Source organism: Pseudomonas putida (genome assembly GCF_001976065.1).
In the GTDB taxonomy this organism is placed as follows: domain Bacteria; phylum Pseudomonadota; class Gammaproteobacteria; order Pseudomonadales; family Pseudomonadaceae; genus Aquipseudomonas; species Aquipseudomonas serbica.
Window position 1 is genome coordinate 545,752 of record NZ_MNAH01000003.1, and the last position, 12,955, is coordinate 558,706.

Sequence of the window (12,955 nt, forward strand, 5' to 3'; positions counted from 1 at the left end):
ACTGCCGTAGATTGCGAATCGTTAAAACTTGTCGAGGGTCCGCAACTTCTGCGGCAGGCCCCAGAGCAACAGCGCCACGGCAATCAGCGCGCAGACACCAATGACGTACAGCGCCGGTGTGGTGCTGCCGGTCAAGTCCTTGATCCGTCCGACCATGACCGGGCTGACGATGCCGCCGAACTGCCCCAGGGTGTTGATCACCGCGATCCCGCCCGCCGCCCCGGCGCCGGCACCGGCCAGCAGTTTCGGCGGCAGGGTCCAGAAGCTCGGGATGGAGGCGATGATGCCGGCGCCGAGCATGCCCAGGGCGACGATCAGGAAGGTCGTGTGGTTGGCGAAGATCCCGGCACAGAAGAAACCGATCGCGCCGACCGCGACCAGGCCGGCGACAAACTTGCGCCGCTCGCCTGAGGCATCGGACAAGCGCCCGATCACCACCATGCTGATGGCGCCGCAGATGTACGGGACTGCCGTCAGCAGGCCGATCATCACCGGGCTCTCGGTACCCGCGCTACGGATCAGTTGCGGCGCCCAGAAGTTCAGGCCGTAGGACGCCACCTGGATCAGGAAGTAGATCAGGCCGAGGGTCAGGAAGCCCGGAATGCGCAGCGCGGCGAGCAGCGAGCCACCGCTCTTGTGCGGTTCATGGTGGGCGATGCGACTGGCCAGCAGGGTCTTTTCCGACGGGGTCAGCCAATGGGCGTCTTCGATGCGGTCCTTGAGCAAGGTCAGCACCAGCAAGCCGAGGCCGATGCACGGCACACCACCGAGCAGGAACAGCCAGTGCCAGCCGCGCATGTCCATGAAGCCATCGAGGTGTTGCAGCACCAGGCCGGAGAACGGCGCGCCCACCAGACCGGCAAAGGCCGACGACAGGAACAGCATCGAAGTGATGCGCCCGCGATAGTGCTGCGGGAACCACAGCGTCAGGTAATACAGCACGCCTGGGGCAAAACCCGCTTCCATCGCACCAATCACGAAACGCAGGGTGTAGAACTGCCATTCGCTGTTGACGAAGACCATGAGCGCGGTGGCCAGGCCCCAGGACATCATGATCCGGGCAATCCAGCGACGGGCGCCGACCTTGTACAGCATCATGTTGCTTGGCACTTCGAAAATCACATAACCGACCACGAACAATCCGGCGCCGAGGCCGTAGGCGGTGTCGCTCAGGCTCAGGTCGGTCTGCAGCTGAAACTTGGCAAAGCTGATGTTGATGCGGTCGAAAAACGCGAACAGGTAGCAAACCATGATCAGCGGCATCAAGCGCCAGGCGACCTTGCTGACCAGGGCTTTTTCTTCATCGTGGTGAACGGCCGGGCTCGCGCCGGCCTCCAGTGCATTCAGGCTCATTGTGGTTCTCCAGGCGGACTGCCCTTGGGGTGTCCGATTGTTTTTGTTGTCTGGTTGATCTGTTCGGTGAACTGCCCCCCCAATGTGGGAGCGGGCTTGCTCGCGAAGGCGGAGTGTCAGTCGACATCATTGCTGGATGTCAGACCGTATTCGCGAGCAAGCCCGCTCCCACAGGGGGCTTGGGTGTAGTCAGGAGGGCACGGGGTGCAGGTCGCAATTGCGTCCGGCCTTGGCCAGTTGTCCCGGCACTTCGTGGCCAAGCAGCGCCGGCAAGCCTCTGGACAGCTTGAGCAACAGTGGCAAATCGATACCGGTGTGAATGCCGACCTCATCGCACAGGTTCACCAGGTCTTCAGTGCAGATGTTGCCCGAGGCGCCCGGTGCAAACGGGCAGCCGCCAAGACCACCGAGCGCCGCGTCGAAACGTCGGGCACCGGCCTCGTAGGCGGCCAGCACGTTGCACAGACCCAGGCCCCGGGTGTTGTGGAAATGCAAGGTCAGGTCCGCAGGCGATACTCGCTGCAACACTCGCCGCACCAAGCGGTCGACCTGCCGCGGATTGGCCATGCCGGTGGTATCGGCCAGGGTGATGCCCTGGATGCCGAGTTCCTGGTAGGCCTCGACGATCTGCAACACCCGGTTCTCATCGATCCTGCCTTCGAACGGGCAACCAAAGGTCGTGGCGATACTCGCGTTCAGGCGCACCGGCGAGCCCTGCACAAACTGGACGATCTCGCCAAACGCCGCCAACGAGTCTTCGCAACGCATGCGCATGTTCGCCAGGTTGTGGGTCTGGCTGGCGGACATCACCAGATTCAGTTCATCGGCGCTACAGGCCAGTGCCCGTTGCGCGCCCTTCAAGTTGGGGATCAACGCGACATAGATGACCCCCGGTTGGCGGCTGATGCCCTTGAACACCAACTCACCGTCGCGCAAGGCCGGAATAGCCTTGGGCGACACGAACGAACCGGCCTCGATGCGGCTGAAACCGGCCTGCGACAGTTGATCGATCAGCGCGATCTTGTCGACGGTTTCCACCCAGGTCGGCTCGATCTGCAAGCCGTCGCGCGGGGAGACTTCCTGAACGATCAGGTGCTCGGAATAATCAGTGATCATTGCACCACTCCTTCGACTTTCAGGCGTTCGATGTCTGCCACGGTGAGACCCAGTTGCGCGAGGATGCCGTCGGTGTGCTGGCCCAGCTCCGGGCCCGACCAGTTGACGCCACCCGGGGTCTCCGACAGTTTCGGCACGATGCCCGGCATCTTCACCGTGGCGCCGCCAGGCAGTTCAGCACTGAGCAGCATGTCCCGCGCCTGATAATGCGGATCGGCAACGATGTCGGCCACCGAATAGATACGTCCGGCCGGCACTTCGGCGGCTTCCAGGGCCGCCAGTACGTCGTTGATCGGCAGGCTGCTGGTCCAGTGGGTGATTGCCGCATCGAGCAGGTTGCTCTTGGCCGCACGCCCATCGTTATGCGCGAATTCGGGAGCGTCGGCCAGATCCTGGCGGCCGATCGTTTGCATCAGTCGCTTGTAGATCGGGTCGCTGTTGCCGGCGATCACCACGTAGGCGCCATCGGCCGTGAGGTAAGTGTTGGACGGTGCGATGCCCGGCAAGGCACCGCCGCTGCGCTCACGCACATGGCCGAGCATGTCGTATTCCGGAACCAGGCTTTCCATGACATTGAACACGCTTTCGGCCAGGGACACATCGACGATCTGTCCCCCGCCCTGCCCGGTCTTCACCCGCAGCAGCGACATCAGTGCGCCGATCACGGCGTGCAGCGAGGCCAGGGAATCGCCGAGGCTGACGCCCACCCGCGCCGGAGGCGAACCGGGGGTGCCGCTGGTGTAGCGGATGCCGCCCATGGCCTCGCCGATGGCACCGAAACCCGGACGGTCGCGGTACGGACCGGTCTGGCCATAACCGGAAATGCGCACCAGGGTCAGGTTGGGATTGAGGGCATGCAACACCTCCCAACCGAGGCCGAGTTTTTCCAGTGCGCCGGGACGCAGGTTTTCGATCAGCACGTCGGCACCTGTCGCCAGTTGCTTGACCAGCTCGATGCCTTCGGCGGATTTGAGGTTCAGCGCCAGGGACTTCTTGTTGCGTGATTGCAGGTACCACCACAGCGAGGTGCCCTGGTGCAACTTGCGCCATTTACGCAGGGGATCACCCTGGCCCATGGCTTCAATCTTGATCACCTCGGCGCCGAACTCGGCGAGCATGCGCGCGGCGAACGGCGCGGCAATCAGCGTGCCGATCTCGATCACTTTGATCGCACTCAAGGGGGCAGTCATCGCGGGGTACCTCTTGTTCTTGGAATATGGGCCAAGGCTAGAGGACAGGGGGCGTGGGAATCCAACCTTCAGTTGGCAACGAGCGTTCGCGAAACGCGAACGCCCTAGCCGCGCAGATGCTCGAACAACATCCGGCTCACTGGCGATAACAACGCCTCATCACGCACCACCACGATCAAGGCGCGGTCCGACCACTCATCGGTCAAGGGCACGGCCGCCAACCCAAGGGCCCGACCAAACAATTCATAGGCCCGCTGCGGCAGCACGCCAATCCCCATGTTGGCCTGGACCATGCGGCACATGGCATCGAATCCCGGCACATGGATCCGCACCCGCAAGACCTTGCCGGCCTCACGCGCCGCGGCGTGGGTGCGCATGTTGATCGAACTGGCGGCGTGCAACCCGACGTAATCGCTGTTCAGCGTATCGGCGAACGCCAGGCCCGAACGGCCCGCCAATGGATGATGCGACGGCATCAACACCACCAGTTTGTCCTGGCGATACAGCACGCTGTGCAGGCCCTTGATGTCGCTGTCGATGGAGCAGATGCCGAGATCCGCCACGCCATCCAGGACGCCCTGGATCACCCCGGCACTGGGCCGCTCCTCGAGATCGGTCTTGACCTGCGGATGACGCTCGGAAAAATCCCGCAAGTCTTCGGGCAGGAACTGAATGATGGCCGACAGATTGGCGAGCATCCGCACATAGCCCCGCACACCGTGGCTGTGCTCACCCAGTTCCAGGCCCATTTTCTCGACGTTGAACAACATCTGCCGGGCGTGGTGCAGCAAGGTTTCACCCGCTGGTATCAGCGTCATGCCCTTGGCCTGACGCACGAACAGGCTGATACCCAGCGCCTCCTCCAGCTCCATCAAGCGCTTGCTCGCCGCCGACACCGCAATCGCCTCACGCGCGGCGGCACGGGTCAGCGTGCCCTCCTCGTGGACCGCGACAAACAGTTGCAGGGTGATCAGGTCGAGACGGCGGATCAGGCTTTTTTGCAGCATCGGACACTCGGCAACGGCGGCTGGGACGAAAATCGCAGCATAGCGCCCTTCGCCCGCGACGTGCCGTGGTTGAAGCGCCCGACCATGATAAAGTCGCCGCCCATCAGACCTTTTGCTTCGAGACGACCACCGCAATGACCGATTTCCAGGATGTCGATGCCCAACTTGAAGACTGGAACGCCTTGCGCACCAGCGCTGCGTTCGACGGTCTGCTGGTGGGCAATGGGGCCAGCCGTGCGGTGTGGGACGACTTCGGCTACGACTCGCTGTTCGAGAACGCCCGCACCGTCGAGGAAAAACCCCTCAGCCCGTCCGAGCTGAGCGTGTTCGAGGCGCTGCAGACCCGCAGTTTCGAGCAGGTGCTCAGCGCCCTGAAAACCACCAGCCGGGTCAACAAGGCCCTGGCCGTCAGCTCCACCGCGCCGCGCAATCGCTACTACGCGATCAAGGAAGCGCTGATCAACACCGTGCACGCGGTACACATTCCGTGGCGGTTGGTCGAGGCGTCGAGCCTGGCGACGATCAGTCAGGAACTGGCCCGCTATCGCACCGTGTTCACCACCAACTACGACTTGCTCAACTACTGGGCGATCCAGCAGCAACCCGAGGCGATCACCGATCTGTTCCAGGGGTCTGAACCGGCCTTCGACCTGAGCGTCACCGCCACCGACAAAACTCGCCTGCTGTACTTGCATGGAGGTCTTCACCTGGTGCGCAATCAGGACGGCACGGCGCGCAAACTGATGTCGACCGAGGGCACGTTGCTCGGCAATTTCGCCATCAACAACACGATCAAGACCCTCGACGACGTGCCCTTGTTCATCAACGAAGGACCGAGCGCGGACAAGCTCAAGACCATCCGCAGTTCCGATTACCTGTCGTTCTGCTACGACCAGTTGCTCGGCCACGGCGACAGCTTGTGCATTTTCGGGCATGCCCTGGGCGAGCAAGACAGCCACATCGTGCACGCCCTGCGCCAGGCGAAACCGAAGGTGGTGGCGATCTCGATCTACCCGCGCAGCAAGGCGTTCATCCAGCATCAGAAGCGGCATTACGCGAAGGTGTTCGAGGGGACGGGGGTTGCGTTGCGGTTTTTTGATTCCAAGAGCCATGCGCTGGGTAGCCCGAAGCTAACGGTTCCAGTCGAAGTCTAGTATTGCCCGATCTGACGCTTTCGCGAGCAAGCCCGCTCCCACAGTTAACCTGCGACGTTCACAAAATCCCTGTGGGAGGAAAGCTGACTCATTCTTCAGCGCTATGCACCACCACCAGCAACTGCGCCTGCACCTCGCCCACCGAGCGTATACGGTGCGGTTTCTGTGAGTTGAAGTGCAGCGCATCACCACGGCTGAGCAGCACCCGCTCGTTGACGAAATCCACTTCCACCTGCCCCTCGTGAACGAATAGAAACTCTTCGCCCAAATGTTCCTTGAAGGCTTTGTCGGTAAATTCTGTCGGCGGATAAATGATGAACGGCAGCAAGCTGCGTTCGCTGACCTGATGGGCCAGCACCGCGTAACCCGGATTGTCCGCGCTGGCCCCCAGGGGCTGGCGCTCATGGCTGCGTACCAGGCTATAGCTGTCGAGGCTGACCTTGTCTTCGGAAAACAGCTCCTCGACCTTCACGTTCAGTGCCTTGGCCAGTTTCAACGCGGCCGCGATCGACGGTGTGTTCAGGCCGCGTTCGACTTTTGACAGATAACTCTTGGTCATGCCGGACTTTTCCGCCAATTCTTCAAGGGTCACGCCAAGTTTTTTTCTCAATAATTTCAAACGGATAGACATGTAGAGCGATTAATCCATCAAGGATGGTGACGAATTGTCCTTGCTCATGACACAAGGTGTCATATAGCATCTTTCGTGTCATCTGCATGACCCAGCCAAAGAGGACACCGATATGGCCACGACATTAGCACTGCCCAAAGAGCAACTGGTCAAGCAAGCGCTGACCCAGATGCAAAACACCCTCGCGGATAATACGTGGACCGACCGGCAAAAGCTGGCCCTGACCTGCCGCATTCTGTTCGAGAATGGCCATGACGCTGGCCTGGCCGGGCAAATCACCGCCCGTGGCCCACAGCCTGGCACCTATTACACTCAACAATTGGGCCTGGGTTTCGACGAAATCACTGCGGGCAACCTGCTGTTGGTCAACGAAGACCTGGAAGTGCTCGAAGGCCACGGCATGCCCAATCCGGCTAACCGCTTCCACAGCTGGGTGTACCGCGCCCGCCCGGATGTGAACTGCATCATCCACACCCACCCGACCCACGTCGCGGCGTTGTCGATGCTGGAGGTGCCACTGCAGATTTCCCACATGGACCTCTGCCCGCTCTACGACGACTGCGCATTTCTCGAAGGCTGGCCGGGCGTACCGGTGGGCAATGAAGAGGGTGAATTGATTGCCGGTGCCCTGGGTGACAAGCGGGCGATCCTGCTTTCCCACCACGGCCAGTTGTCCACCGGCACCACCATCGAGGAGGCCTGTGTGATCGCCCAACTGATCGAACGCGCCGCCAGGCTGCAGCTGCTGGCGATGAGTGCCGGAACGATCAAGCCGATCATTCCCGAGCTGGGCCGCGAAGCCCATGACTGGATTGCCCGGCCCAAGCGCCACGCCGCCGCGTTCAACTACTACGCCCGGCAGAACCTGCGTCGACACGCCGATTGCCTGAACTGAACCCAGACCTTTTTTTGTACGGAGAGACCCATGTCCACTGCAAACATTCACGGCATCATCGGCTATACCATCACCCCTTTTACCGCCGATGGCGAAGACATTGACCTGGACGCGCTCGGGCGCTCCATCGACCGCTTGATCGACGGCGGCGTGCATTCCATCGCGCCCCTGGGCAGCACTGGCGAAGGCGCTTACCTGAGCGATGCGGAGTGGGACCAGGTTGCCGAATTCAGTATCAGGCACGTGGCCAGGCGTGTGCCGACCATCGTCAGCGTGTCCGACCTGACCACCGCCAAAGCGATACGTCGCGCCCGTTTCGCTGAAGCCCATGGCGCCGACGTGGTGATGGTGCTGCCGACGTCATACTGGAAACTCAGCGAAGCGCAGATACTCACCCATTACCGCGCCATCGGCGACAGCATCGGCGTGCCGATCATGCTCTACAACAACCCGGCCACCAGCGGTACCGACATGTCGGTGGACCTGATCCTGCGCATCGTCAAGGCCGTGGAAAACGTGACCATGGTCAAGGAGAGCACTGGCGACATCCAGCGCATGCATCGACTGCAATTACTGGGCGAGGGTCAGGTGCCCTTCTACAACGGTTGCAACCCGTTGGCGCTGGAAGCCTTCGCGGCCGGGGCAAAAGGCTGGTGCACCGCGGCGCCAAACCTGATCCCGCAGCTCAATCTCGACCTGTACGACGCCGTGCTGGCCAACGACCTGAACAAGGCACGTGAACTGTTCTATCACCAGTTGCCATTGCTGGACTTCATTCTCAAGGGGGGGTTGCCGGCAACGATCAAGGCGGGTTTGCGGGAGACAGGGCTGGAGGTGGGCGATCCGCGGTTGCCGGTGTTCCCGTTGGACGAGGCGGGTATTAGCCAACTGCAAGGCCTGCTGAACGCCCTGCGTTGATCTTGGGATTCACATATACAAATGTGGGAGCGGCTTGCTCGCGAAAGCGGAGTGCCAGGCAACATGAATGTGACTGGTATTCCGCATTCGCGAGCAAGCCCGCTCCCACATTAGCTCGTCGGTGTTTTCAGAGCACAGGAAGGGTTTTGTCCTTGATCACCTTGGAAGGGCCGTTCGCCTTAACACTGGCAATGCCTTTTTCCATGGCGGCATCGGAGGAATAGGACTCACTGCTGCCGATAATCTCGTGGTTACCCGCCTTGAGATTGAAATAGGGATGGCCGTCCTTGGTGGTTTTCTTCTCGTAGCGCTCATCGAGCGGGCTGTTGGCCTGGACCGACGTTATGCCTTTGTCGGCGGCGGCGCGGGTGGTGTACAACTCGCTGGTCAGAATGGTTTCGGCGTTCGCCGCCTTCAGCACAAACTTGAACTGACCACTGCTGCTCTTGCTCACTTCGTACCATCCAGACATGCTCTTTCTCCTTGGCGATTGGAAGGTTGCGCGCTTCAGAGTAAAGACCAGGCCAGGATTTTTGTCGCCTGTGCTACTTCACCACCGCCCGCACCACCGACAACTCCGGCGCCTGGGTCCGCCGCTGACTGAGATACCGCGTACAACTCACCCGCAGGAACGAAGCAAAATTGATCACCTCGCCGCGGTAGTCCATGACCTCTTCGTACAGCTTGGCGATCAGCTGATTGGTGGTCATGCCGTCGGTCTCGGCGATTTCGCTGAGGATGTCCCAGAATTGATTCTCCAGGCGCAGGGTGGTGACCACCCCGCAGATGCGCAGCGAGCGGGAGCGCGATTCGTAGAGGATCGGATCGGCTTTGACGTACAGCTCGCACATGGACGGGTCCCCCGTTACAGCGTGATTTTGGTGCCCAGCAAACCGAGGAAACCGGCCAGCCAGTTCGGGTGGGCAGGCCAGGCCGGTGCCGTCGCCAGATTGCCTTGAACATGGCCATCCGTCACCGGGATATCGATAAACGTACCGCCCGCCAGGCGCACTTCTGGCGCACAGGCCGGGTAAGCGCTGCATTCACGCCCTTCGAGAATCCCGGCGGCGGCGAGCAATTGTGCGCCGTGGCACACGGCGGCAATCGGCTTGCCGGCCTTGTCGAAGTCGCGCACCAGTTCCAGGACCTTTTCGTTCAGGCGCAAGTACTCCGGCGCACGACCGCCGGGGATCACCACCGCGTCGTAATCCGCCGCGCTGACCTTGGCAAAATCGAAGTTGAGGGCAAACAGGTGACCGGGTTTTTCGCTGTAGGTCTGGTCGCCTTCGAAGTCATGGATGGCGGTGCGTACAGTCTGGCCGGCGGTCTTGTCCGGGCAAACGGCATGCACCGTGTGACCGACCATCAACAGGGCCTGGAACGGCACCATCACTTCATAGTCTTCGACGTAATCGCCGACCAGCATCAGAATTTTTTTCGCCGCCATGGGGAGGACTCCTCTGGAAAATGCGTAGGAGTATTCAACATAGACCTTATCCATTGGGGTGGGTAATAACCTGCTACTACACCGAACTCCTACGTTGAGAGCTTTGCTTCCAACTGTACGCATAACTCTGCGCCCAGCTGTAGCAGCGCAGACGCCGCGGTTTATGGCTAGATGAAGGCATCTCTCACCCTCCACGATTCTGGTTGCCATCATGACCTCCCGCGAAAACACCGGCATGGCCCTGGGCCTGCTCGGCGTTGTGATCTTCAGCCTTACCCTGCCCTTCACACGCATCGTCGTGCAGGAAATGCATCCACTGCTCAATGGCCTGGGTCGGGCACTGTTCGCGGCGATTCCCGCGGCTTTGCTGTTGCTGTGGCGGCGTGAGAAGTGGCCCACCTGGAAGCAGGTCAAAGGCCTGACGCTGGTCATTGCCGGGGTGATCCTCGGGTTCCCGGTGCTGTCCGCCTGGGCTATGCAAACCTTGCCGGCGTCCCATGGCGCCCTGGTCAATGGCTTGCAGCCCCTGTGCGTGGCGCTGTACGCCGCGTGGCTGTCCCATGAACGGCCGTCGAAAGCCTTCTGGGCCTGCGCCGCGCTGGGCAGTGCCCTGGTGCTCGGTTATGCACTGATCAGCGGGGCCGGCAGCATTCAGGCCGGAGACTTGTTGATGCTGGGTGCAATTGCGGTGGGCGGCCTGGGCTACGCCGAGGGTGGCCGCCTGGCCAGGGAAATGGGCGGCTGGCAAGTGATCTGCTGGGCGCTGGTGCTGTCGACGCCGCTGTTGATCGGGCCGGTGCTGTACCTTGGGTTGCAACATCAGGGCGAGATTTCGGCGAAAACCTGGTGGGCCTTCGGCTACGTCTCGCTGTTTTCGCAATTCATCGGTTTTTTTGCCTGGTATGCCGGGCTGGCCATCGGTGGCATCGCCCGGGTCAGCCAGATCCAGCTGCTGCAAATTTTCTTCACCATCGGCTTTTCCGCACTGTTCTTTGGCGAACAGGTCGAGCCGATCACCTGGCTGTTTGCGGGCGGGGTGATCGTGACCGTCGTGTTGGGCCGCAAGACGGCGGTCAAGCCCGCACGCATTGCCACTGCGTAAACCTGAGGGGTCAGAGGTAACCGTCAGCCCGTAACAGGGTTTCCAGGCAATGCTCGGTGATGTGGTAGAACGCCTTGAGTTCCTCGATCTTCGCCAGCAGCTGGGCCGGATCACCCGGCTCGGCGCGCTTGACCGCCAGGATCATCTTGTTCTTGTTGGTGTGGTCCAGCGAGATGAACTCGAACACCTTGGTCTCGTAGCCGCAGGCTTCGAGGAATAGCGCGCGCAAGCTGTCGGTGACCATTTCCGCCTGTTGCCCCAGGTGCAAGCCGTATTGCAGCATCGGCTTGAGCAATGCCGGGCTCTGGATTTGCAGGCGAATCTGTTTGTGACAGCACGGCGAGCACATGATGATCGAGGCACCGGAACGAATGCCGGTATGAATCGCATAGTCGGTGGCGATGTCGCAGGCATGCAGCGCGATCATCACATCCAGCTCGCTCGGTGCCACGCTGCGCACATCACCGCACCTGAAGACCAGCCCGGGATGCTCAAGCTTGGCTGCGGCAGTGTTGCACAAGGTGACCATGTCTTCGCGCAACTCGACGCCAGTCACTTGCGCTTCGGCCTTCAGGGTATTGCTCAGATAGTCATGGATCGCGAAGGTCAGGTAACCCTTGCCCGACCCGAAGTCCGCCACCCGAACCGGGCTGTCCAGCGCCAATGGCGACGAGGTCAGCGCGTGGCTGAAGACTTCGATGAACTTGTTGATCTGCTTCCACTTGCGTGACATCGCCGGGATCAGTTCATGCTGCTTGTTGGTGACGCCCAGGTCGACGAGAAACGGCCGGTCCAGATCAAGGAAACGGTGTTTCTCACGGTTGTGCCCAGCGGTCGGCACTTCGCGCAGTTGCTGGGGTTTGCTCTTGAACAGCGAAGCCTTGCCCTTTTTGCCGTATTCGAGCTGGGCTTCATCGGTCAATGCCAACAAATGCGCATTCTTGAAGGACGCCGGCAACAAACCGGCGATGACTGCCACACCTTCGACCAATGGCAGGTTCTTGGTGATGTCGCGGGTCTTGTACCGATAGACGAAGGACAGGCAAGACTGCGCCTTGACCGTCACCGGCTTGATGATGATCCGCTGCAGGTCCGCTTCATCGCCGACGTACTTGGCCAGCACCAGCTTGATAAAGGCGCTCTGGTCGAGGCTCGATTGCAACAGGTCGATGAACTGGGCGTGATGGTCCGGCGCGAGGCTGGCGGGAGTGGCGGTGACGGACATGGAAAAACGGCCTCGGGCAGTGCGAATCGAAGAATGCCCGATATTTTAGGGGGGATGCGGGTTTTGGGCACGGGGTTATTTTCGCAGGCCCGGTAATACTCCTCCCAGACCTGCTTGTACTCACCGATGCGTCAGGGCTCCACCAGCCGAAGTTTGCGATTGACCGGTGAATTGATCACGTACCTGACGATCAATCCCACCGGTACCGCCCACGTCAGGCCATTGGCGGGGTCAGTGATGACAGCGACGGTTTCGGAGCTTGCGCCCATGTCCAGGCGTCGTCGATCGTTGCAGGACTTGAGCGTCCCGTAGGCGTGGCTGACCAGTCGCTCCGCCAGGTGCATCGGTACATCAATCCCTTGCAAGTGTTTTACGGCACGACAGAACAGCACCTGATCATCAACCACCGCATCGCCTTCATGTCGGGCCAGAAATGCCTGGGCAATGCCCAGCAATTGCTCGTTCAGGTCCTCGCCTTCAACCGTAGTGGACATATTCATGACTCCGGCGACGCCGTGGTCGGCGGCGCAACCGGGCGCGCGTCGCGCCGCAAATCGGGCCCGGCGAAAGGCAAGTGCACGGCGGGGTTGGGCATTCCACTGGGTGAAAGTTCGTGGGTCATCTCGAACTCTGCCCGTACCGACCAGCCGCAGTCTTCCGACGTGCATTGCAAGTACGCTACCCGCAGGAAAATATGACGGCCCTCGCTGGTGCGGATGCGCATCCGGCTCAAGCAGTGTGGACAAACCATCTTGTAAGTACTCATGCCTGGATCCTGCTGTTCATCGGGTGGTAATCAACATAATCAAACGCAATACTGCTTGATGTGATGATCGCTGCCACCCGGCACTGCAAGTAACGCGCCCCCGAAAAAAGAAAGTGCAATGAACAACGGCGTAATGGGTAAGAACCAAACA

The 12,955-nt window shown here is 60.9% G+C and carries 15 protein-coding genes; 4 read left to right on the plus strand and 11 right to left on the minus strand.

The window, feature by feature from the left end; translation table 11 throughout:
- Nucleotides 1-21: 21 nt before the first annotated feature.
- From BKX96_RS13700 to BKX96_RS13715, 4 genes are all read right to left on the minus strand, one after another.
- The gene (locus tag BKX96_RS13700; RefSeq protein ID WP_077184221.1) at nucleotides 22-1,353 is read right to left on the minus strand and encodes an MFS transporter; all 1,332 of its coding nucleotides are present in this window, start codon (nucleotides 1,351-1,353) and stop codon (nucleotides 22-24) included.
- Nucleotides 1,354-1,542: 189 nt separating this feature from the next.
- Nucleotides 1,543-2,469, minus strand: coding sequence for a hydroxymethylglutaryl-CoA lyase (locus BKX96_RS13705; protein WP_077184223.1), 927 nt, complete (start codon nucleotides 2,467-2,469; stop codon nucleotides 1,543-1,545).
- A complete protein-coding gene (locus tag BKX96_RS13710; protein ID WP_046816718.1) occupies nucleotides 2,466-3,659 on the minus strand; it encodes a CaiB/BaiF CoA transferase family protein in 1,194 nt (397 codons plus the stop codon). The genes BKX96_RS13705 and BKX96_RS13710 overlap by 4 nt, the downstream gene beginning before the upstream one ends.
- A 104-nt stretch (nucleotides 3,660-3,763) precedes the next feature.
- Entirely contained in the window at nucleotides 3,764-4,666 is a 903-nt protein-coding gene (locus BKX96_RS13715) for a LysR family transcriptional regulator (RefSeq protein ID WP_077184225.1), read from the minus strand.
- A 134-nt stretch (nucleotides 4,667-4,800) separates the two neighbouring features.
- On the opposite strand from BKX96_RS13715, the gene BKX96_RS13720 reads away from it, so the two are divergent.
- Entirely contained in the window at nucleotides 4,801-5,820 is a 1,020-nt protein-coding gene (locus BKX96_RS13720) for a DUF4917 family protein (RefSeq protein ID WP_077184523.1), read from the plus strand.
- Nucleotides 5,821-5,908: 88 nt separating this feature from the next.
- Here BKX96_RS13720 and BKX96_RS13725 read toward each other — a convergent pair whose 3' ends face one another.
- Nucleotides 5,909-6,451, minus strand: coding sequence for a helix-turn-helix domain-containing protein (locus BKX96_RS13725; protein ID WP_046816716.1), 543 nt, complete (start codon nucleotides 6,449-6,451; stop codon nucleotides 5,909-5,911).
- A gap of 112 nt (nucleotides 6,452-6,563) precedes the next feature.
- Here BKX96_RS13725 and BKX96_RS13730 point away from each other — a divergent pair, with 112 nt between their 5' ends.
- A complete protein-coding gene (locus BKX96_RS13730) occupies nucleotides 6,564-7,346 on the plus strand; it encodes an aldolase (protein WP_077184227.1) in 783 nt (260 codons plus the stop codon).
- A 30-nt stretch (nucleotides 7,347-7,376) separates the two neighbouring features.
- Entirely contained in the window at nucleotides 7,377-8,264 is an 888-nt protein-coding gene (locus tag BKX96_RS13735) for a dihydrodipicolinate synthase family protein (protein ID WP_077184229.1), read from the plus strand.
- Between the two features lie 127 nt (nucleotides 8,265-8,391).
- On the opposite strand, the gene BKX96_RS13740 is transcribed toward BKX96_RS13735, so the two are convergent.
- From BKX96_RS13740 to BKX96_RS13750, 3 genes are all read right to left on the minus strand, one after another.
- Nucleotides 8,392-8,736, minus strand: a complete 345-nt coding sequence (locus tag BKX96_RS13740; protein ID WP_046816713.1) for a YegP family protein — start codon at nucleotides 8,734-8,736, stop codon at nucleotides 8,392-8,394.
- A gap of 73 nt (nucleotides 8,737-8,809) precedes the next feature.
- The gene (locus BKX96_RS13745) at nucleotides 8,810-9,115 is read right to left on the minus strand and encodes a ribbon-helix-helix domain-containing protein (RefSeq protein ID WP_046816712.1); all 306 of its coding nucleotides are present in this window, start codon (nucleotides 9,113-9,115) and stop codon (nucleotides 8,810-8,812) included.
- Nucleotides 9,116-9,129: 14 nt separating this feature from the next.
- On the minus strand, nucleotides 9,130-9,711 hold the full coding sequence (locus tag BKX96_RS13750) for a DJ-1/PfpI family protein (RefSeq protein WP_077184231.1): 582 nt from the start codon (nucleotides 9,709-9,711) through the stop codon (nucleotides 9,130-9,132).
- A 211-nt stretch (nucleotides 9,712-9,922) separates the two neighbouring features.
- Here BKX96_RS13750 and BKX96_RS13755 point away from each other — a divergent pair, with 211 nt between their 5' ends.
- The gene (locus BKX96_RS13755) at nucleotides 9,923-10,813 is read left to right on the plus strand and encodes a DMT family transporter (protein ID WP_046816710.1); all 891 of its coding nucleotides are present in this window, start codon (nucleotides 9,923-9,925) and stop codon (nucleotides 10,811-10,813) included.
- 10 nt (nucleotides 10,814-10,823) lie between these two features.
- Here BKX96_RS13755 and BKX96_RS13760 read toward each other — a convergent pair whose 3' ends face one another.
- The 3 genes from BKX96_RS13760 to BKX96_RS13770 all read right to left on the minus strand — a co-directional run bounded on the left by BKX96_RS13760 (nucleotide 10,824) and on the right by BKX96_RS13770 (nucleotide 12,804).
- Nucleotides 10,824-12,038 carry a class I SAM-dependent methyltransferase gene (locus BKX96_RS13760; protein WP_077184233.1) on the minus strand — a complete coding sequence of 405 codons (1,215 nt, stop codon included), beginning with the start codon at nucleotides 12,036-12,038 and terminating at the stop codon, nucleotides 10,824-10,826.
- Nucleotides 12,039-12,169: 131 nt separating this feature from the next.
- Complete coding sequence (locus BKX96_RS13765) at nucleotides 12,170-12,532, minus strand: hypothetical protein (protein ID WP_046816708.1); 363 nt, start codon at nucleotides 12,530-12,532, stop codon at nucleotides 12,170-12,172.
- Between the two features lie 2 nt (nucleotides 12,533-12,534).
- Nucleotides 12,535-12,804, minus strand: a complete 270-nt coding sequence (locus BKX96_RS13770) for an Ogr/Delta-like zinc finger protein (protein WP_077184235.1) — start codon at nucleotides 12,802-12,804, stop codon at nucleotides 12,535-12,537.
- Between the last annotated feature and the right edge of the window lie 151 nt (nucleotides 12,805-12,955).